At 62.1% G+C, this 19,158-nt stretch carries 21 protein-coding genes; 14 read left to right on the forward strand and 7 right to left on the reverse strand.

Annotated features, from left to right (window positions below):
- Window positions 1-4: 4 nt before the first annotated feature.
- Entirely contained in the window at window positions 5-904 is a 900-nt protein-coding gene (locus tag JFV30_RS02705; protein WP_201121759.1) for a TIGR01777 family oxidoreductase, read from the reverse strand.
- A gap of 209 nt (window positions 905-1,113) precedes the next feature.
- Here JFV30_RS02705 and JFV30_RS02710 point away from each other — a divergent pair, with 209 nt between their 5' ends.
- The 12 genes from JFV30_RS02710 (at window position 1,114) to JFV30_RS02765 (ending at window position 11,128) form a co-directional block, all read left to right on the forward strand.
- Entirely contained in the window at window positions 1,114-2,100 is a 987-nt protein-coding gene (locus JFV30_RS02710) for an NAD(P)/FAD-dependent oxidoreductase (protein WP_010177010.1), read from the forward strand.
- Window positions 2,097-2,312 (forward strand): TIGR02450 family Trp-rich protein, encoded by a 216-nt coding sequence (locus tag JFV30_RS02715; RefSeq protein ID WP_010177011.1) that lies wholly within the window; start codon window positions 2,097-2,099, stop codon window positions 2,310-2,312. Before JFV30_RS02710 ends, JFV30_RS02715 begins: the two co-directional genes overlap by 4 nt.
- A 113-nt stretch (window positions 2,313-2,425) precedes the next feature.
- Window positions 2,426-3,397 carry a YbgA family protein gene (locus tag JFV30_RS02720; protein WP_446739848.1) on the forward strand — a complete coding sequence of 324 codons (972 nt, stop codon included), beginning with the start codon at window positions 2,426-2,428 and terminating at the stop codon, window positions 3,395-3,397.
- Between the two features lie 3 nt (window positions 3,398-3,400).
- A complete protein-coding gene (locus tag JFV30_RS02725) occupies window positions 3,401-4,339 on the forward strand; it encodes a MerR family transcriptional regulator (protein ID WP_010177013.1) in 939 nt (312 codons plus the stop codon).
- Window positions 4,340-5,785 (forward strand): deoxyribodipyrimidine photo-lyase, encoded by a 1,446-nt coding sequence (gene phrB / locus JFV30_RS02730; protein WP_201121761.1) that lies wholly within the window; start codon window positions 4,340-4,342, stop codon window positions 5,783-5,785.
- Window positions 5,778-6,200, forward strand: a complete 423-nt coding sequence (locus JFV30_RS02735; protein ID WP_201121763.1) for a nuclear transport factor 2 family protein — start codon at window positions 5,778-5,780, stop codon at window positions 6,198-6,200. The genes phrB and JFV30_RS02735 overlap by 8 nt, the downstream gene beginning before the upstream one ends.
- On the forward strand, window positions 6,197-6,979 hold the full coding sequence (locus JFV30_RS02740) for an SDR family NAD(P)-dependent oxidoreductase (RefSeq protein WP_201121765.1): 783 nt from the start codon (window positions 6,197-6,199) through the stop codon (window positions 6,977-6,979). The genes JFV30_RS02735 and JFV30_RS02740 overlap by 4 nt, the downstream gene beginning before the upstream one ends.
- Complete coding sequence (locus JFV30_RS02745; protein WP_201121767.1) at window positions 6,976-8,223, forward strand: FAD-dependent oxidoreductase; 1,248 nt, start codon at window positions 6,976-6,978, stop codon at window positions 8,221-8,223. Before JFV30_RS02740 ends, JFV30_RS02745 begins: the two co-directional genes overlap by 4 nt.
- Window positions 8,220-9,026 (forward strand): DUF1365 domain-containing protein, encoded by an 807-nt coding sequence (locus tag JFV30_RS02750; protein WP_010177019.1) that lies wholly within the window; start codon window positions 8,220-8,222, stop codon window positions 9,024-9,026. Before JFV30_RS02745 ends, JFV30_RS02750 begins: the two co-directional genes overlap by 4 nt.
- Window positions 9,013-10,284 carry an SAM-dependent methyltransferase gene (locus tag JFV30_RS02755; protein WP_201121768.1) on the forward strand — a complete coding sequence of 424 codons (1,272 nt, stop codon included), beginning with the start codon at window positions 9,013-9,015 and terminating at the stop codon, window positions 10,282-10,284. Before JFV30_RS02750 ends, JFV30_RS02755 begins: the two co-directional genes overlap by 14 nt.
- Window positions 10,277-10,768, forward strand: coding sequence for a DUF2878 domain-containing protein (locus JFV30_RS02760; RefSeq protein ID WP_201121770.1), 492 nt, complete (start codon window positions 10,277-10,279; stop codon window positions 10,766-10,768). The genes JFV30_RS02755 and JFV30_RS02760 overlap by 8 nt, the downstream gene beginning before the upstream one ends.
- 54 nt (window positions 10,769-10,822) lie before the next feature.
- On the forward strand, window positions 10,823-11,128 hold the full coding sequence (locus tag JFV30_RS02765) for a YkgJ family cysteine cluster protein (protein WP_003208416.1): 306 nt from the start codon (window positions 10,823-10,825) through the stop codon (window positions 11,126-11,128).
- Between the two features lie 134 nt (window positions 11,129-11,262).
- On the opposite strand, the gene JFV30_RS02770 is transcribed toward JFV30_RS02765, so the two are convergent.
- From JFV30_RS02770 to hemA, 6 genes are all read right to left on the reverse strand, one after another.
- A complete protein-coding gene (locus tag JFV30_RS02770) occupies window positions 11,263-11,781 on the reverse strand; it encodes an acyloxyacyl hydrolase (RefSeq protein ID WP_010177022.1) in 519 nt (172 codons plus the stop codon).
- Window positions 11,782-11,892: 111 nt separating this feature from the next.
- Complete coding sequence (gene murI, locus JFV30_RS02775) at window positions 11,893-12,687, reverse strand: glutamate racemase (protein ID WP_201121772.1); 795 nt, start codon at window positions 12,685-12,687, stop codon at window positions 11,893-11,895.
- The gene (locus tag JFV30_RS02780; protein ID WP_169387101.1) at window positions 12,680-13,435 is read right to left on the reverse strand and encodes a molybdopterin-synthase adenylyltransferase MoeB; all 756 of its coding nucleotides are present in this window, start codon (window positions 13,433-13,435) and stop codon (window positions 12,680-12,682) included. The genes murI and JFV30_RS02780 overlap by 8 nt, the downstream gene beginning before the upstream one ends.
- Window positions 13,432-14,259 carry a peptide chain release factor N(5)-glutamine methyltransferase gene (gene prmC / locus JFV30_RS02785; protein WP_201121774.1) on the reverse strand — a complete coding sequence of 276 codons (828 nt, stop codon included), beginning with the start codon at window positions 14,257-14,259 and terminating at the stop codon, window positions 13,432-13,434. The genes JFV30_RS02780 and prmC overlap by 4 nt, the downstream gene beginning before the upstream one ends.
- Window positions 14,260-15,342, reverse strand: coding sequence for a peptide chain release factor 1 (prfA, locus tag JFV30_RS02790; RefSeq protein WP_169387099.1), 1,083 nt, complete (start codon window positions 15,340-15,342; stop codon window positions 14,260-14,262).
- Window positions 15,339-16,628: a glutamyl-tRNA reductase gene (gene hemA / locus JFV30_RS02795; protein ID WP_008432265.1), complete on the reverse strand. Its 1,290-nt coding sequence runs from the start codon at window positions 16,626-16,628 to the stop codon at window positions 15,339-15,341. Before hemA ends, prfA begins: the two co-directional genes overlap by 4 nt.
- Window positions 16,629-16,810: 182 nt before the next feature.
- Between hemA and JFV30_RS02800 the strand changes: the two genes are divergently transcribed.
- Window positions 16,811-18,535 carry a tetratricopeptide repeat protein gene (locus JFV30_RS02800; protein ID WP_201121775.1) on the forward strand — a complete coding sequence of 575 codons (1,725 nt, stop codon included), beginning with the start codon at window positions 16,811-16,813 and terminating at the stop codon, window positions 18,533-18,535.
- A 4-nt stretch (window positions 18,536-18,539) separates the two neighbouring features.
- Entirely contained in the window at window positions 18,540-19,157 is a 618-nt protein-coding gene (gene lolB, locus JFV30_RS02805) for a lipoprotein insertase outer membrane protein LolB (protein ID WP_008432261.1), read from the forward strand.
- Window position 19,158: the final 1 nt, after the last annotated feature.

A 19,158-nucleotide genomic window follows, 5' to 3' on the forward strand; every position in this document is an offset into this window, starting at 1 on the left:
ATTTCTAGAGGCGGCTGGACAAGTCGTCCAGGGCCGCGTGCAACTCAGTGAACTGGAAAGTGAAACCGGCTGCCAACAGCCGCTGCGGCAACGCCCGCTGGCCACCCAGCAACAAGCCCGACAACTCACCCAGGCCGATGCGCAAGGCAAACGCCGGCATGGGCATGAACGCCGGGCGGTGCAGCACCTTGCCCAGGGTCTTGGCGAACTCAAGGTTGCGCACCGGGTGTGGCGCGCAGGCATTATAAGGACCGCTGGCGCCTTCCTTGTGCAGAAGAAAATCAATCAGGGCGATTTGATCCTTTATATGGACCCACGGCATCCACTGCCGACCATTGCCGATAGGCCCGCCCAGCGCCAGTTTGAACGGCAGCAACAGCCGCGACAAAAAGCCGCCCTCGGCCGCCAGCACCAACCCGGTTCGCACCAGCACCACGCGGATCCCCAATGCTTCGGCGCGCTGGGCCGTTTCCTCCCAGGCGATCGATAGCTGGCTGCCAAAGTCGTCCTGCACCGGGCCACTGTCTTCGGTCAGCTCACGCTCGCCGCCGTCGCCGTACCAACCCACCGCAGAGCCGGAGATCAACACCGCCGGTTTTTGCTCAAGGCCCTCAAGCCAGGCCAACAACGTTTCGGTGAGACCGATACGGCTGCTCCACAGCAGCGCCTTGCGTTTATGGGTCCAGGGACGGTCGGCAATCGGCGCGCCGGCCAGGTTGACCACGGCGTCCAACGGCTCGTTTACATCTTGCAGGCGGGCAATGCCGTGCACCTGGGCACCGCACAATTTAGCCACTTGTTCGGGATGGCGGCTCCAGACCGTAAGGCGATGGCCCTGGGCAAGCCAGTATTGGCAGAGTTGACGGCCGATCAAACCCGTACCGCCGGTCAGCAAAATGTGCATGAGTTGTTCCTCGTGTAACGTTCGCCGACCACCGTTAGTCTATTTTATAGACAGGGATGTTTTAATCGGGCGCAACGCTGGTTAAACCTTCAGGTTTAACCATAGGTCACGCCAAACGATCAGGTACGCCAAAACTTATACCAAAAAACAATATTGTACAGCTATTGGTGTCGGCGTAGTCTGTACCCAACGGTAAAACGAGGCCTCCCATGACTGTTCCCATCGCGATCATTGGCACCGGCATCGCCGGTCTCTCCGCCGCCCGAGCGTTAAAAGACGCGGGGCACGCTGTACAACTCTTCGATAAAAGCCGCGGCAGTGGCGGTCGCATGTCCAGCAAGCGCAGCGATGCCGGGGCACTGGACATGGGCGCGCAGTACTTCACCGCCCGCGACCGGCGCTTCGTCAACGAGGTGCAACGCTGGCAGGCCCAGGGTTGCGCCGAGCAATGGAAACCGCAGCTGTACAACTTCAAGTCCGGGCAACTCACGCCCTCCCCCGATGAACAGATCCGCTGGGTCGGCACGCCGCGCATGAGCGCGATCACCCGCGCCCTGCTGGATGACTTGCCGGTGCACTTCGGTTGCCGCATCACCGAAGTGTTCCAGGGCAAACACCACTGGAACCTGCTGGACGCCGACGGTGAAAACCATGGCCCGTTCAGCCACGTGATCATCGCCACCCCGGCGCCGCAAGCCACCGCTTTGCTGGCCGCCGCGCCCAAGCTGGCAAGTGCCGCCGCCGGGGTGAAGATGGACCCGACCTGGGCCATCGCGCTGGCCTTCGACAAGCCGTTGGACACCCCCATGGAAGGCTGCTTCGTGCAGGACAGCCCGCTGGACTGGCTGGCCCGCAACCGCAGCAAACCAGGGCGCGACACCACCCTCGACACCTGGGTGCTGCACGCCACCAGCACCTGGAGCAAGCAACACCTGGACCTGTCCAAGGAAGCGGTGATCGAACACCTGCACGGTGCCTTCGCCGAACTGCTGCACAGCGCCATGCCGGCGCCGTCCTTCACCCTCGCCCACCGCTGGCTGTATGCGCGGCCGTCCACCAGCCACGAATTTGGCGTGCTGGCCGACGCCGACCTGGGCTTGTACGTGTGCGGTGACTGGTGCCTGTCGGGCCGTGTGGAAGGCGCCTGGCTCAGCGGCCAGGAAGCGGCGCGGCGATTGATCGAGCACCTGCAGTGAACCGCATCAATCCCGCCAAATTGCTGCTGTCGAAGTGGACAGCAGCCCGCCCGCAGCACAAGGAAAAACACTTCCTGGTGACCCAGTTGCTGCGCGACGACGAAGGCGATGTGCAGGAAATCGAGCTGGAAGCCGTGATCAGCCATCGCGTGCAGCGCCTGCCCTGGCAAACCCTGCAAAACGCCGAAGACTGGAAAATCGGCTGGAAATAGTCATTCCGAAAATACCTGTACAAATTATTTGACTTGTACAGCTTCAAATCTATGATGAGATTAAGTTGTACAGAAATTTAACTCTGTACAGGATTTTTCATAGAGGTTTGGCCATGCCCAGCACCCTGCCCGCCACCAGCAAACCGAAAATCGCCATCAGCGCGTGCCTGTTGGGCGAGAACGTGCGCTTCAACGGCGGGCATAAACAATCCCAGCTGTGCAGCCAGACTCTCGCCGAATATTTCGATTTCGTGCCGCTGTGCCCTGAAGTCGCCATCGGCCTGGGCATTCCCCGCGAGCCCATCCGCCTGGTGGGCGACCCGCTGAACCCTCAGGCCGTCGGCACCGTGCACCGCGAACTCAACGTGACCCAACCGCTGGACGATTACGGCCAACAAATGGCCGCTGAACACACCGACCTCTGCGGCTACATCTTCATGCAGAAATCCCCGTCCTGCGGCCTGGAGCGGGTCAAGGTCTATCAGGACAACGGCATGCCCATCGACGGCGGCGGGCGCGGCATCTACGCCCAGGCGTTTTGCGCGCGCCACCCCAACCTGCCGGTGGAAGAAGACGGTCGGCTGAACGACCCGGTGCTGCGGGAAAATTTCCTGACCCGGGTGTTCGTCTACGCCACCTGGCAGCAACTGCTCGCCGAAGGCCTGACCCGCCACCGCCTGCTGGAATTTCACTCACGCTACAAATACCTGCTCATGGCCCACAGCCCGGTGCATTACAAAAGCCTGGGCAACCTGCTGGGCGGCATGCGCAAGGACGTCGACCTCGACGCCCTGGCCACCGGCTATTTCAGCGAACTGATGACGGCCCTCAGCAAGTGCGCCACGCGCGGCACCCACACCAACGTGCTGCAACACATCAGCGGCTACCTCAAGCAAGCCATCAGCGCCGAAGACAAACAGGAAGTGCAGACCCTCATTGGCCAATACCGCCAGGGCATCGTGCCGCTGGTGGTGCCGCTGACCCTGCTCAAGCACCACTTTCGCCAGCATCCGGACCGCTACATCGCGCAGCAGGCCTACCTGCAACCGCACCCGGAAAACCTCAGCCTGCGGAATGCGATTTAACCCATGAATGTTTCCCTGCAAGACGACAATGACCCCGGCGAAGATTTCGCCCAAGCCCTGCAAGAAGGCTGGCTGCCGATCCGCGAAGTGGCGCGCCAGACCGGCGTCAACGCGGTGACCCTGCGCGCCTGGGAGCGACGCTACGGCCTGATCGTGCCCCAGCGCACGCCCAAGGGGCACCGGCTGTTTTCCGCCGAGCACGTGCAGCGCATCCATACCATCCTGACCTGGCTCAACCGCGGTGTGCCGGTCAGCCAGGTCAAGGGCCTGATCGACACCGCGCACAGCACCAGCGAACCGCCGGTGGAAAACGAATGGCACAACCGGCGCCAGCAGCTGTTGCAGGCCATCAGCGAACTGGCCGAGCGCCGGGTGGATGACGCCTTCAACCAGGCCATGGCGCTGTACCCGCCGCGCACCCTGTGCGAGCAACTTCTGCTGCCGTTGCTCAAGGAGCTTGAACTGCGCTGGCAAGGCCAATTCGGCGCGCAGATGGAACGGGTGTTTTTCTATTCCTGGCTGCGCAGCAAATTCGGCGCGCGGATGTATCACAACAATCGCCAGCTCAACGGTGCGCCGTTGCTGCTGGTCAATCATTCCGACCTGCCGCTGGAGCCGCACCTGTGGCTCACCGCCTGGCTGGCCAGCAGCGCCGATTGCCCGGTAGAAGTCTTCGACTGGCCGTTGCCGGCCGGCGAACTGGCCCTGGCCGTCGAGCACCTGCAACCCCGCGCGGTGTTGCTGTATTCGAGCAAGGCGCTGCATGTGCCGGCGCTGGGCAAACTGTTGAGCGGGTTCAGTTGCCCAAAACTGATAACCGGACCAACGGTATGCATCCACCAGGCCGAGCTGTCCGTATTAACCCAAGACATTCCTGAATTGCTCCTGGCCGAAGACCCGTTGTCGGCCCATCAGGTACTGATCCAGCGTGGACTTATTTAAATGCACTTGATCTGGCTGCGCACCGACCTGCGCCTACATGACAACACCGCCCTCGCCGCCGCTGCACAGCGCGGCCCGACAGCGGCTGTCTACCTGATCAGCCCCGGGCAATGGCTGGCCCACGATGACGCGCCGTGCAAAGTCGACTTCTGGCTGCGCAATCTGCAGAGCTTGAGCGTGGCACTGGGCGAGCTGAACATTCCGCTGTTGATCCGCCATGCCTCGACCTGGGACCAGGCACCGCAAGTCCTGGCTGACCTGTGCCAGGAGCTGTCGGTGGAGTCGGTGCACGTCAATGACGAATACGGCATCCACGAAGAGCGTCGCGACACAGCGGTGGCCACGGCCCTCGAAGCCCAGGGCGTGACGTTCCACAATTATCTGGACCAATTGCTGTTCCAGCCCGGCAGCGTACTGACCAAGACCGGCACGTACTTCCAGGTGTTCAGCCAGTTTCGCAAGGTCTGCTACAGCCGCTTGCACGGCGCGCTTCCCCGCCTGATCGCCGCCCCCAAGGCGCAGGCGCCGCTCAAACTCAAAAGTGACCCGATCCCCGATCAGGTCGACGGTTTTGCTACCCCGAGCGAAGCCTTGCGCGCGCTGTGGCCTGCCGGTGAAACCGAAGCCCGGCGCCGTCTCGACCAGTTTGCCGACGCACAAATCAGCTACTACAAGGACGAACGCGACTTCCCGGCCAAGCCCGGCACCAGCCAGCTCTCGGCTTACCTGGCCGCCGGTGTGATTTCGCCGCGCCAGTGCCTGCACGCCGCGCTGCAAAGCAACCAGGGCGAATTCGAAAGCGGCGACATTGGCGCCATCACCTGGATCAACGAGCTGCTGTGGCGCGAGTTCTACAAACATATCCTGGTGGGCTACCCCCGGGTCTCCCGCCACCGCGCCTTCCGCCCCGAGACCGAAGCCGTGGCCTGGCGCAACAGCCCCGAAGACTTGAAGGCCTGGCAGGAAGCTCGCACCGGCCTGCCGATCATCGATGCAGCCATGCGCCAATTGCTGGAAACCGGCTGGATGCACAACCGCCTGCGCATGGTGGTGGCGATGTTCCTGACCAAAAACCTGCTGATCGACTGGCGTGAAGGCGAGCGTTTTTTCATGCGCCACCTGATCGACGGTGACCTGGCGGCCAACAACGGCGGCTGGCAGTGGAGTTCGTCCACCGGCACCGATTCGGCGCCGTACTTCCGGATTTTCAGCCCCTTGAGCCAATCGGAAAAATTCGACGGCGAAGGCGTGTTTATCAAGCACTGGCTGCCGCAACTGGCGGCGCTGAACAAAAAAGAAGTGCACAACCCCGACGCCGTGGGCGGCCTGTTTGGCGTGGCGGACTATCCTCGTCCTATCGTCGATTTGAAAAAATCCCGCGACCGCGCCCTCGCCGCCTTCCGTAGCCTGCCTTCACGCCAGGCGGCTGGAGGCAGCTATGAGTGATTTCCTGCGCCGCTTCGCCCAAGCCTTTGCCAGTGTGGACAAACACAACCTGCACCTGCTCGACAGCCTGTACAGCAAGGACATCAGCTTCACCGACCCGCTGCACGAGGTGCATGGGCTGACGGCGCTGCACCGTTACTTCGCCGAGCTGTACGACAACGTCACCCAGCTGCGCTTTGACTTCCATGGCTTCGATCAGGTGGCTGAAGGCGAAGGCTACCTGCGCTGGAAAATGAGCTTCTGCCACCCGCGCCTGGCCAAGGGCGAAGTGATTCGCGTCGAAGGCTGCTCGCACCTGCTGTGGCGCGACAAGGTGTACCAGCATCGAGATTATTTCGACGCAGGTGCACTGCTGTATGAGCACGTGCCGATCCTCGGCGGCGTGGTCAGTTGGCTGAAAAGGAGAATGGGATGAACCTTGTGCCGCCCCGTCGTTATTGGTTGACCGGTGCCAGCAGTGGCATCGGTGCCGAACTGGCCAAAGCGCTGCTCGACAGCGGCGCCCATGTGGCCGTCAGCTCCCGCTCCAAGGCGCCGCTGGAGCAACTCGCCCAGCAATATCCGGGGCAAGTGCTGGTGGTGGCAGGCGACCTGACCAACAGCCAGACCGTGCGCGAAATCGGTGAGCACATCGCCGTGGTCTGGGGCTCGCTGGACACGGTAATCCTTAACGCCGGCACCTGCGAATACGTGGATGCCAAACAGTTCGACGCCTCGATCATCGAACACGTGGTGCGCACCAACCTGTTGGCCAGCAGTTACTGCATCGAGGCCGCCCTGCCGCTGTTGCGCGCCGGTCATAGCCCGCACCTGGTCGGCGTGGCCAGTGCCGTGACGTACCTGCCGATGCCCCGGGCGGAAGCCTACGGCGCCTCCAAGGCCGGCCTGCGCTACCTGTTCGAATCCCTGCGTATCGACCTGTCGCCCGAAGGCATCGATGTGACCGTGGTCAGCCCGGGGTTCGTCGACACACCGCTGACCGCCCGCAACGATTTCCCGATGCCCTTGAGCTGGCCCGCAGACAAGGCCGCGCGGCATATCTTCGCCAAGCTGCAAAACCGTCCATTGGAAATTGCCTTCCCGGCGCTGTTCATTGCCGCACTGTGGCCGCTGTCAAAACTGCCGAACCGCGCCAGGCTGATCATCGGCAAACGCATGCTGCGCAGCCCGCCACCGAGGAAGGACGACCTGTGAAGATCGCCATCATCGGCAGCGGCATCGCCGGGCTGACCAGTGCCTACCTGCTCAGTCGCCGCCATGACATCACGTTGTTCGAAGCGAGCGACTGCATTGGCGGGCACACCCACACCGCCAATGTCACGGTGGAGGGCAAAAGCTATGCGGTGGACACCGGTTTTATTGTGTTCAACAACTGGACCTACCCCAACTTCATCAAGCTGCTGGGCCAGATTGGCGTGACGTTCAAACCCACCGAGATGAGCTTTTCGGTGTGCGACCCGAACGCCGGGTTCGAATACAACGGCAACAACCTCAACAGCCTGTTCGCCCAGCGCCGCAATATTCTGTCGCCAGGGTTCTGGGGCATGTTGCGCGACATCCTGCGCTTCAACCGCCAGGCGCCGCTGGACTTGCAAGAGCAACGCATCAGCGCCGAGATGACCCTGGGCGAGTACCTGCAAGCCGGCGGCTACGGCCAGCGGTTTATCCAGCACTACATCGTGCCGATGGGGGCGGCGATCTGGTCGATGTCCCTGGCGGACATGCTCGGGTTTCCCCTGCAATTCTTCGTACGGTTCTTCAAGAACCATGGTTTGTTGTCGGTGAGTAACCGGCCGCAATGGTGCGTGATCGAAGGCGGCTCAAGCCGCTATATCGAGCCGCTGACCCAGTCCTTCCGCGAAAAAATTCGCCTCAATTGCCCGGTTACCCGGGTTGAACGCTCAGCGATCGGCGTGGTTATCCACAGCGCCGCCGGCAGCGAGGCCTTCGACAAGGTGGTGTTCGCCTGCCACAGCGACCAGGCCCTGGCATTGCTGGGCGACGCGAGCCCGGCCGAGCAACAGATCCTCGGCGCCCTGCCCTACGCCGACAACGACGTAGTCCTGCACACCGACACCCGCTTGCTGCCCGACCGCAGACTGGCCTGGGCCAGCTGGAACTATCGCCTGGACGGCAGCGCACACAAACAGGCTGCCGTGACCTACGACATGAACATCCTGCAGGGCATCGACAGCGCCACTACTTTTTGCGTGAGCCTCAACCAGACGGCGATGATCAACCCGCTCAAAGTCCTTGCCCGCTACACCTACGCCCACCCGCAATACAGCCTGGCCGCCGTGGCCGCACAAGCGCGCTGGGAAGAACTGCACGGCGCGCAGCACACCTACTATTGCGGCGCCTACTGGGCCAACGGTTTCCACGAAGACGGCGTGGTCAGCGCGTTGCGTGTGGCCAAGGCGTTTGGGGAGATCCTGTGAACAGCGCCCTCTACAGCGGCTGGATCGCCCATCGGCGGTTTACGCCCAAGGGCCATGCCTTTCGCTACCGGATCGGCCTGCTGTACCTGGACCTCAGCGAACAGCACGAAGTGTTCGGCTTGTCGCCACTGGCGGGCGAGCGCTGGGCGCCGTTCGCGTTTCGCCAGCAGGATTACCTGCGTGAGTTGACCCGTCACGGCATGAGCTTGACCGATGCCGTACGCCAAGAAGTCGGCAAGGCCCTGGGGCGCATCCCCCTGGGCGCAATCTGCCTGCTGACCCAGGCTCGCAGTTGGGGCCTGGCTTTTAATCCGGTGAGTTTCTTCTACTGCTTCGAGGCCGATGGAACACTGGCCGCGATCCTCTGTGAAGTGACCAACACCCCATGGCGCGAGCGCTATCACTACGTGCTGCCGGCCCAGGCGTTGCCTGCCGACGAGCACCAGCACTTCGCCGTGGCCAAGGCGTTTCATGTGTCGCCGTTTTTGCCCCGGGACCTGGAATACCGCATGAGCTTCAGCCCGCCCGCCGCGAAACTCGGCGTGCACATGGCCGACTGGCAAGGCGAGCTGAAAGTCTTCGACGCCACCTTGAGCCTGCAACGCGAAGCCTTGAACCGCGCCAGCCTGCACCGCTACCTGTGGCGCTTCCCGTGGATGACCGCCAAGACTTGCCTGGCCATTTACTGGCAGGCCCTGCGCCTTTTACTTAAACGCACGCCTATTTTTTCCCATCACGCCGCCGAAGGCGCTTCTCGCACCGCAGTCGGGTACACCAAGGATCGCCGCCATGAAATCCCCTAGCTTATCGGTCAAATCCAACCGCTTGAACGTCAACGGCATGACCGCCGCACTGCTGCGTAAGGCGGTGCTGCGCCAGCTCGGCCAACTGCGCCACGGCCAGTTGGTGGTGGTCGAGGACGGCGAACGGCAAGTCTTCGGCGCACGGGAAGCGCACCTGCTGGGGGAAATCCAGATCCTCGACTCGGCGGTGTGGGGGCTGGTGGCGGCCAACGGTTCCATCGGCGCGGGCGAGGCTTTTATTCATGGTTACTGGAGCAGCCCGGACCTCACCGCCGTGGTGCGGGTGATGGTCAGTAACCTCGACGTGCTGGATGCGCTGGAAGGTGGCCTGGCCAAACTGGCGCGGCCCTTCACCCAAAGCCTGCACTGGCTCAACCGCAATACGCGCAAGGGCTCGCAGAAAAACATCGCCGCCCACTACGACCTGGGCAACGACCTGTTCGAAGAATTCCTCGACCCGACCATGATGTATTCGGCCGCACAATTCCTCACCGCTGACGACACCCTGGAACAGGCCCAGTTGAACAAACTGGAACGCATCTGCCAGAAGCTTGCGCTGAAACCCTCCGATCACCTGCTGGAAATCGGCACCGGCTGGGGCAGCATGGCGATTTATGCGGCGCAGCAATATGGCTGCAAGGTCACCACCACGACCTTGTCCAAGGAGCAGTTTGCCTACACCGAAAAACGCATCGAGGCCCTGGGTTTGCAGAACCAGGTGACACTGCTGCTGGAGGACTACCGCGACCTGACCGGGCAGTACGACAAGCTGGTGTCCATCGAGATGATCGAAGCGGTGGGCCATCGCTTCCTGCCGACCTATTTCAAGCAGTGCGCGCAGTTGCTCAAGGGCAACGGCCTGATGTTGCTGCAAGCCATCACCATTCGTGAACAACGCTACGAACAGGCCAAGAGCAGCGTGGACTTTATCCAGCGCTACATCTTCCCCGGCGGCGCCCTGCCCTGCGTACAGAAAATGCTTGAGATCGTCAGCCGCGACACCGACATGAACCTGCTGCACATGGAGGATTTCGGCCTGCACTACGCGCGAACCTTGCGCCTGTGGCATGAGAACTTTCGCCGCGCCCACAGCCGCCTGACGGAAATGGGCTACGACGAATACTTCCTGCGGCTGTGGGAGTTTTACCTGTGCTACTGCGAAGGCGGTTTTATGGAGCGCACCATCGGCACCGCACAGATGCTGCTGGCCAAGCCGGCGGCGCTGACACAGCCACTGCTCGGGCGTTTTGATGCTTAAACCGCTGGCGAATGCCGTACTGTTCCAGTGCGGCTGGTTTGCCTGTGTGCTGGGCGGCGACAGCCTGTGGCTATTGGTGGGAGTGGCCGTGCTGGCGGTCCACCTGCTGTGGATAACTTCGTGGTCCGAGGAAGGCCAGGTGATCCTGGCCGTCACCCTGCTGGGCACGGTGATCGACACCGCGCTGCGCGCGTTTGGCGTGTTTCACTTCAGCCTGCCCGGGCCGTTGGCGCCGGTGTGGCTGATCCTGTTGTGGGCATTGCTGGCGACCACGCTGCGCCATTGCCTGGCCTGGAGCGCACAGCCCTGGTGGCGTGCAAGCCTGCTGGGCGCGGTGGGCGGGCCATTGTCTTATTACGCCGGCAGCCAGTTGGCCGGGGTCAGTTTCGGCTATGGCACCGTGGCGACCCTCCTCGGCCTGGCGTTGCTTTGGGGCATGATCTTTCCATTGCTGCACTGGGTCGCCAGGCAGTTGGCACACTGACGTCCGTCAGGCCTTTCACACACGCATAAGCCGCTTGCCTTACACTGCGCGCCTATGACCAACATCCCCCACACCCAAATCGCCGAACCTGCCGTCACCTGCTCCACCTGCGCCGCATGCTGCTGCCAGTTGGAAGTCATGCTGATCACCGACACCGGCGTGCCTGATCGCTTTATCGACACCGACGACTGGGGCGGCGAAGTCATGCTGCGCCTGGATGACGGCTGGTGCGCGGCGCTGGATCGCGACACGATGATGTGCACGATTTATGAGAAGCGGCCGCTGATCTGCCGGGAGTTCGAGATGGGCGCGCCGGAGTGCATTGATGAGCGCCAGGGGATTGCGACGGTGTATCGCTGATTTCGGAACCGATACAGATCAACTGTGGGAGCTGGCTCGCCTGCGATAGCGTCAACTCGGTGCAACTGATGCACCGAGGTGCCTGCATCGCTGGCAAGCCAGCTCCTACAGGGGTTTTGCGGTGTTCTTGAGAATTACAACGGCAGCGTGTAGTGCAGCGAGTAGCTCTCGACACCATCGTTATTGCTGCTGATCCCGGCATTGGAGTAATGGGTGGCCCGAATGCCCACTTCGCTCCCGCCGACAAAGCGCAAGCCAAAGCCCAGTCGGTCTTCAAACTGGAAAGCCTGGCCGATGTTGTTGTCTTCAACCCGCGTGCGGGAGAACACCGCCACGCCAACCCCAGCCTCGATGTACGGCTTCACCTTCTCCCCGGCAAACTCATACACAAAAACCGGCGAGAACGACAAGCTGCTGACACTGGCGCGCTTGTCACCGTCCCAGTAGGTGTAGGCGCCGCTCCAGTAACCGGTCACGCGGCCCGTATCGGTCTGCCACCAGCTTTTATCCCAATCCGAGGTCAGCCCCAACCGATAGGTCATGGTCGAATCGCTGGTACTCCCCACTCCAAATTCCAGGCCCGCGGCCTGCGCAGAAAAAGAGTGCCCCAACATTGCGGCCGCAATCGCAGCCAAACAGAACAAGCGCTTCATATAGAAACATCCTTTCCGAACGAAGTTGTATGATTTTGTACAGGCTAACTCGCTATAGAAGCTGTCGCACACGCGGAAGTTCAGCGAAAAACGAGCTATTTCACGTTTTTTTCACAGGCCAAAATTACGCACAACGCCGGGGGATTTCCATAGGGTCGGTAGGATATTTCTGAAGTGCACTGGATCGCCGCTGGTCCAGAACTGTGCAGGCTCGGGATTGCCGGAGGCCAGCAGCTCGCGCTCGCCCAAAAGGCGCTGCAATTGACGCGCTACCGCAGCGCCGGTGTCGATCAGAATAATCGTCGGCGGGAGCATCTCGGCGAGCAATGGCTTGAGGAAGGGATAGTGGGTGCAGCCGAGGATGATGGTGTCGCAACCGGCCGCAATCAGCGGTTCGACATAGCCCTGCAACAGCAGGCGCAACGCCGGGCTGTTCAAGTCGCCGGTCTCGATCAGCTCCACCAGGCCTGGGCACGGCTGGGTGATCACCCGCACATCGGTGGCGAAACGGTCGAGCAACGCGGCGAACTTGGCGCTTTGCAGGGTGCCGGTGGTCGCCAGCACGCCGACCACGCCACTGCGGGTCGCGGCGGCGGCGGGCTTAACCGCAGGCTCCATGCCCACCAGCGGCCAGTCGGGATAGTCCTGGCGCAAATCGGCGACGGCGGCGACGGTCGCCGTATTGCAGGCAATCACAAAGGCTTTGGCGCCTTTTTCGCGGAAAAACTCCGCCACCCGTCGCGAGCGATCCAGGATGAATGCCGGGGTTTTCTCGCCGTAGGGGATATTCCCGCCATCCGCCACGTACAGCAGCGACTCATGGGGCAGCCGCCGCTGGATTTCGTCCAGCACCGACAGGCCGCCGACACCGGAGTCGAACACACCAATGGGCGCGTCCTTAACCATGTTGGCTACCGCAGACGCTGCAACCGGGATCGCGCTTGACCCGCAACTCGCGAAAACGCGTGGTCAGGGCGTCGATCAACAACAGCCGCCCCACCAGTGGCTCGCCGAAACCGGCCAGCAACTTCAAGGCTTCCAGGGCTTGCAGGCTGCCGACCAACCCCACTAGCGGGCCGATGACGCCGGCTTCGCTGCAGGTCAGTTCGGCCTCGCTGCCGTGCCCGTATAAACAGTGGTAGCACGGGCTTTCGGCGCGGCGCGGGTCGAACACCGACAGCTGGCCTTCCAGGCGAATCGCGGCGCCGCTGACCAGCGGTTTGCCGGCAGCGACACACGCAGCATTGACCGCTTCTCGGGTGGAGAAGTTATCGCTGCAATCCAGTACGACGTCGACCGCCGTCACGGCGGCCGCGAGGGAATCCTCATCCAGCGCGCTGCGATGGGCGACCAACTGTATTTCAGGATTGATCGCGCTCAGGCGGCGAATCGCCGAGTCGACCTTGCTCAGGCCGACACTGTCGGTGTCATGGATGATCTGGCGTTGCAGGTTGGTCAGGTCGACGCTGTCGAAGTCCGCCAGATGCAACTCACCCACGCCCGCCGCTGCCAGGTACAGCGCCACCGGGGAACCGAGGCCACCGAGCCCGACAATCAGCGCACGGCTGTTTTTCAGGCGCAACTGGCCTTCAATGTCGACATGCTGCAACAGAATCTGCCGGCTATAGCGCAACAGCTCCTGATCATTCATCACGGCCGGCGTCCCAGAGTGATGCGTTCGTGGCCACCCAGGTCGATGCGGCTATGGACGTCTTCGAAACCTTCGCCCAGCAGCAGGTCGCGCACGGCGGGCGCCTGGTCGTAACCGTGTTCCAGCAATAACCAGCCCGCGGCGTCGAGGTGCGCAGGCGCCTGGGCGATGATCAACCGCAGGTCGTCCAGGCCATCGTGCCCGGCCACCAGCGCACTGGCGGGTTCAAAGCGCACATCACCGGCCACCAGATGGGGGTCGGTGTCGGCTATATAAGGCGGGTTGCTGATGATCAGGTTGTAGGTGTGGCCTTCGAGAGCGCTGAACCAATGGCTGTTCAGCACCGTGGCGTTGTTCAGGTGCAGGCGCTGACGGTTGCGTTCGGCCAGCGCCACGGCTTCCAGCACGCGGTCGACGGCGGTGACTTGCCAGGCCGGGCGTTCGCTGGCCAGGGCCAGGGCAATCGCGCCGCTGCCGGTGCCCAGGTCGAGGACCTTGGCCGGGGTGGCCGGCAGCAATTCCAGCGCGGCTTCCACCAGCATCTCGGTTTCCGGACGCGGGATCAGCGTGTGCGGTGCCACTTCCAGGCCGAGCTTCCAGAAGCCTTGCTGGCCGAGGATGTAGGCCACGGGCTCGCCTGTGCGGCGGCGTTGCAGGTAGTCGGCGAAGGTCAGTGCGTCTTCGCTGCTGACGATTTTTTCGGGCCAGGTGTGCAGGTAGCTGCGGGACTTGCCCAGGGCCGCGGCCAGCAACAATTCCACGTCCAGGCGCGCAGTGGGCGAGTCCGGCAGGTCGGCGGCGCGTAACAGGCTGGCAATAATGGTCATTTATTCACCTATTGCCGCCAACTGGTCGGCCTGGTACTCGGCCAACAACGGCTCGATCACCGCATCAACGCCACCGGCAAGGATTTCATCCAGGGAGTACAGCGTCAGGTTGACGCGGTGGTCGGTGACCCGGCCCTGGGCAAAGTTGTACGTACGGATACGCTCGGAACGGTCGCCCGAGCCCACCAGCAATTTACGCTCGCTGGCAATTGCGTTGGCGGCGGCGCTGGTCTGCTGGTCGTTGAGCTTGGCCGACAGCCAGGACATGGCCCGCGCACGGTTCTTGTGCTGGGAACGTTCTTCCTGGCACTCCACCACGATGCCAGAGGGCAAGTGGGTGATGCGAATCGCGGAGTCGGTCTTGTTGACGTGCTGGCCACCGGCGCCCGATGAACGGTAGGTGTCGACCCGCAGGTCTGCCGGGTTGATCTCGATCGCTTCCTGCTCGTCCGGCTCGGGCAACACGGCCACAGTGCACGCGGAGGTGTGGATACGGCCCTGGGATTCGGTGGCCGGCACCCGCTGCACGCGGTGTACGCCAGACTCGAACTTCAGCTTGCCGTAGACATTTTCGCCTTCGACCCGGGCGATGACTTCTTTATAGCCGCCGTGTTCGCCTTCGTTCTCGGACAGGATCTCGACCCGCCAGCCACGACGTTCGGCATAGCGCGAGTACATGCGGAACAGGTCACCGGAGAAAATCGCCGCCTCGTCACCGCCGGTGCCGGCGCGGATTTCAAGGAACACGTTGCGCCCGTCGTTGGGGTCCTTGGGCAGCAGCATGCGTTGCAGGTCGCCTTCCAGTTCGATCAGCTTGTCCTTGGCTTCACGCACTTCTTCAACGGCCATTTCGCGCATGTCCGGGTCACTGTCCTTGAGCAGCGCCTGGGCGCCTTCGAGGTCAGCCTGAACCTTGAGCAACTGTGTATAGGTGGCCACAATCGGTTCAACTTCCGCGTATTCCTTGGAATAGGTGCGGAACTTGGTCTGATCGGAGATGACCTCGCCGTCGCCGAGCAAGGCGGTCAGTTCTTCGAAACGGTCCTGAAGGACGTCCAGTTTATTGAGCAGTGACGCTTTCATTGCGGTTTTTTATCCGAAGAGCTTTCTGTCGCGCCCTCACCGAGGGCAAAGAGTTCCTGGGCCATGGCCAGCGCATCGAGGCGGCCTTCGGCGGTAAGCTTTTTCAATTGAACACTGGGGGCATGCAGCAATTTGTTGGTCAGGCCGCGCGCCAGTTGCATCAGCACGTCTTCGGCGCTGCTGCCGTTGGCGAGCATACGCTGGGCCTTGATCAATTCCTCGTCCCGCAGGCGTTCGCCTTGCTGACGATAGGCCTTGAGCACGTCCACCGCCGCCAGTTCACGCAGGCGCACCATGAAATCGTCGGCACCGGTGCTGACCATTTCCTCGGCGGCCTGGGCTGCGCCCTGGCGACTCTTGAGGTTTTCGGCGACCACTTCGTGCAGGTCGTCGACGCTGTAGAGGTAAACGTCGTCCAACTCGCCGACTTCAGGCTCGATATCCCGGGGAACGGCGATGTCCACCATGAAGATCGGCTTGTGCTTGCGCAGTTTCAGGGCGCTTTCCACCGCGCCTTTACCCAGGATCGGCAACTGGCTGGCGGTGGAACTGATGACGATGTCGCTGCGCACCAGTTCGGCCGGGATGTCGGAGAGCAACACCGCGTGGGCACCGAACTGCTCGGCAAGGATGCTCGCACGCTCCAGGGTACGGTTGGCGACGACGATGCGTTTTACGCCCAACTCGTGCAGATGGCGGGCGACCAGGGTGATGGTCTCGCCGGCGCCGATCAGCAGGGCCTGGCTGCGTTGCAAGTCACTGAAAATCTGTTTGGCCAGGCTGACGGCGGCAAACGCCACGGACACCGGGTTTTCACCGATGGCGGTGTCGGTGCGCACCTGCTTGGCCGAATTGAAGGTGGCCTGGAACAGGCGCCCCAGCAACGGGCCGATGGTGCCGGCCTCGCGAGCCACGGCGTAGGCCGATTTCATCTGGCCGAGGATCTGCGGTTCACCCAACACCAGCGAGTCGAGCCCGGAAGCGACGCGCATCATGTGACGAACTGCCGCATCCTCTTCGTGCACATATGAGCTTTGGCGCAGCTCATCGAGGCTCAAATGGTGGTAATCGGCCAGCCAGCGCAGCACCACATCCGCTGAAAGATGTTCCTGCTCTATATAGAGCTCGCTGCGATTGCAGGTCGAAAGGATCGCAGCTTCGCGACTGTCGGTAAGCCGGCAGAGCTGCTGCAAGGCCTCAACCAACTGCTCTGGAGTAAAAGCCACGCGCTCGCGGACGTCTACAGAAGCAGTCTTGTGGTTAATACCGAGTGCAAGGAAGGCCATTCAATATCGCTGATGATGTCGGGAAGCCGACAATTGTCCTACTTCGAATGATTCAGAACAACCACCGTAGGCTATTGTCCTAATGCCTTGTGTCTATAAAGGCATCCACTGAGACTCGGTTATGTTTGGCCGAAGGCTTGTGTCATGATGATCCGACCGCAGGTTAGTCGTCCTCTTCCTATATGAATAGATCTTCCGCGTTGCTCCTTGCTTTTGTCTTCCTCAGCGGCTGCCAGGCCTTGGCACCCGTGTCGCCGGACGGTACGCCGCCGGTAGAAGACAGCACCCCCGCCCCTGAAAAGCCCAAGGTTTATTCCTCGTTCAGTGAAGAGACGGTCTTCAGTCTGCTGAGCGCGGAGCTGGCCGGCCAGCGCAATCGTTTCGACATTGCCCTGGACAACTACGTGACCCAGGCCATCAATACTCAGGATCCGGGGATTTCGGAGCGGGCGTTTCGCATCGCCGAGTACCTGGGCGCCGATCAGGCGGCCCTGGACACCTCGCTGATCTGGGCGAAAAACGCCCCGGACGATCTCGAAGCGCAACGGGCAGCCGCCATTCAACTGGCCCGCGCCGGGCGCTATGACGACTCCATGGTGTATATGGAGAAAGTCCTGCAGGGCAAGGGCGACACGCATTTCGACTTCCTCGCGCTGTCGGCCGCCGACACCGATCAGGACACCCGCAACGGCCTGATGAAGAGTTTCGACCGCCTGCTGCAAAAACACCCGAACAACAGCCAGCTGATTTTCGGCAAGGCGCTGTTGCTGCAACAGGATGATGAGCCCGAGGCAGCCTTGAAGCTGCTGGAGCAACACCCGCCGGAAGACGGCGAGATAGCGCCGATCCTGCTGCGTGCCCGCCTGCTGCAAAACCTCAACCGCGGCAAGGAAGCGATTCCGCTGCTGGAAAAAAGCATCAAGAAGTACCCGGGCGACAAGCGTCTGCTGCTGACCTATGCGCGCACGCTGGTTGAACAGGACCGCATGGAAGATGCCAAGGTGCAGTTCGCCAACCTCGTCCAGCAATACCCGGACGACGACGAATTGCGTTACTCCCTGGCGCTGGTGTGCCTGGAAGCCAAGGCGTGGGATGAAGCCAAGGGTTACCTGGAAGACCTGATCGCCCGCGAGAGCCACGTTGATTCGGCGCACCTGAACCTGGGCCGTATCGCTGAAGAGCGTAACGACCCGCAGGCCGCGCTGCTTGAGTACGCCCAGGTTGGTCCCGGCAACGACTACCTGCCGGCGCAACTGCGCCAGGCCGATATCCTGATGAACAACGGCCGCACCGACGAGGCCGAAAAACGCCTGGCCGCCGCACGGGATGCCGAACCGGACTACGCGATCCAGCTGTACCTGATCCAGGCCGAGACCTTGTCGGCCAACAAGCAGGGCGATCGCGCCTGGAAGATCCTGCAGCAAGCCTTGCTGCAATACCCGGACGACTTGAACCTGCTGTACACCCGCGCCATGCAGGCGGAAAAACGCAATGACCTGGCGCAGATGGAAAAAGACCTGCGCCTGATCATCAAGCGCGACCCGGACAACGCCATGGCACTGAACGCCCTGGGTTACACCTTGTCCGACCGTACAACGCGTTACGCCGAAGCCAAGGAGCTGATTGAAAAGGCTCACCAGCTCAACCCGGAAGACCCGGCCGTACTCGACAGCCTCGGCTGGGTGAACTACCGCCTGGGCAACCTGGATGAAGCCGAACGCTTGCTGCGCCAGGCGCTGGAGCGCTTTCCCGATCAGGAAGTGGCCGCGCACCTGGGCGAAGTGCTCTGGGCCAATGGCAAGCAACGCGAAGCGCGACAAATCTGGGAGAAGTTCCTCAAGGAACAACCCGAAAGCCCAATCCTGCGCAGCACTATCAAGCGCCTGACCGGATCCGAGACCCTTTAATTTTATGTTTTTGCGCCACGTCATCGTTTTCAGCTTTATCGCCCTGCTCGCCGGCTGTTCGGGCCTTGGCACCCGTGAATCTGTCGAAGGCCCGGGCAACCCGGCGCAATGGCAGCAACACAAGGATCAACTGAGCAGCCTCGATGGCTGGCAGATTGAAGGCAAGGTCGGCATTCGCGCCCCGAAGGATTCGGGCAGCGGCACCTTGTTCTGGCTGCAACGCCAAGACTATTACGATATTCGCCTGTCTGGCCCGCTGGGCCGCGGGGCAGCACGCCTGACCGGCCGACCGGGGCAAGTCAGCCTGGAAGTGGCCAATCAGGGCCGCTATGAAGCCCCGACGCCGGAAGCCCTGCTGGAAGAACAGATGGGTTGGAAACTGCCCGTCTCGCACCTGGTGTGGTGGGTACGTGGCCTGCCCGCACCGGACAGCAAGAGCCGCCTGAGCCTCAACGGCGACAGCCGCCTGGCCTCGCTGGAACAGGATGGCTGGCAGGTCGAGTACCTGAGTTATGTGCAACAGAACGGTTACTGGCTGCCCGAGCGCATCAAGCTGCATGGCACCGACCTTGACGTCACGCTGGTGATCAAGGACTGGCAACCTCGCAAACTGGGGCAGTGAC

It is taken from the genome of Pseudomonas sp. TH32 (assembly GCF_016650855.1).
Taxonomy (GTDB): Bacteria; Pseudomonadota; Gammaproteobacteria; order Pseudomonadales; family Pseudomonadaceae; genus Aquipseudomonas.

Excerpts from the sequence above, each read along its gene's own strand:
- JFV30_RS02705 (WP_201121759.1), bottom strand. The coding sequence starts at position 904 with ATGCACATTTTGCTGACCGGCGGTACGGGTTTGATCGGCCGTCAACTC.
- JFV30_RS02710 (WP_010177010.1), top strand. The coding sequence starts at position 1,114 with ATGACTGTTCCCATCGCGATCATTGGCACCGGCATCGCCGGTCTCTCC.
- JFV30_RS02720 (WP_446739848.1), top strand. The coding sequence starts at position 2,426 with ATGCCCAGCACCCTGCCCGCCACCAGCAAACCGAAAATCGCCATCAGC.
- JFV30_RS02725 (WP_010177013.1), top strand. The coding sequence starts at position 3,401 with ATGAATGTTTCCCTGCAAGACGACAATGACCCCGGCGAAGATTTCGCC.
- phrB (WP_201121761.1), top strand. The coding sequence starts at position 4,340 with ATGCACTTGATCTGGCTGCGCACCGACCTGCGCCTACATGACAACACC.
- JFV30_RS02735 (WP_201121763.1), top strand. The coding sequence starts at position 5,778 with ATGAGTGATTTCCTGCGCCGCTTCGCCCAAGCCTTTGCCAGTGTGGAC.
- JFV30_RS02740 (WP_201121765.1), top strand. The coding sequence starts at position 6,197 with ATGAACCTTGTGCCGCCCCGTCGTTATTGGTTGACCGGTGCCAGCAGT.
- JFV30_RS02755 (WP_201121768.1), top strand. The coding sequence starts at position 9,013 with ATGAAATCCCCTAGCTTATCGGTCAAATCCAACCGCTTGAACGTCAAC.
- JFV30_RS02760 (WP_201121770.1), top strand. The coding sequence starts at position 10,277 with ATGCTTAAACCGCTGGCGAATGCCGTACTGTTCCAGTGCGGCTGGTTT.
- JFV30_RS02765 (WP_003208416.1), top strand. The coding sequence starts at position 10,823 with ATGACCAACATCCCCCACACCCAAATCGCCGAACCTGCCGTCACCTGC.
- JFV30_RS02770 (WP_010177022.1), bottom strand. The coding sequence starts at position 11,781 with ATGAAGCGCTTGTTCTGTTTGGCTGCGATTGCGGCCGCAATGTTGGGG.
- murI (WP_201121772.1), bottom strand. The coding sequence starts at position 12,687 with ATGGTTAAGGACGCGCCCATTGGTGTGTTCGACTCCGGTGTCGGCGGC.
- prmC (WP_201121774.1), bottom strand. The coding sequence starts at position 14,259 with ATGACCATTATTGCCAGCCTGTTACGCGCCGCCGACCTGCCGGACTCG.
- prfA (WP_169387099.1), bottom strand. The coding sequence starts at position 15,342 with ATGAAAGCGTCACTGCTCAATAAACTGGACGTCCTTCAGGACCGTTTC.
- hemA (WP_008432265.1), bottom strand. The coding sequence starts at position 16,628 with ATGGCCTTCCTTGCACTCGGTATTAACCACAAGACTGCTTCTGTAGAC.
- JFV30_RS02800 (WP_201121775.1), top strand. The coding sequence starts at position 16,811 with ATGAATAGATCTTCCGCGTTGCTCCTTGCTTTTGTCTTCCTCAGCGGC.
- lolB (WP_008432261.1), top strand. The coding sequence starts at position 18,540 with ATGTTTTTGCGCCACGTCATCGTTTTCAGCTTTATCGCCCTGCTCGCC.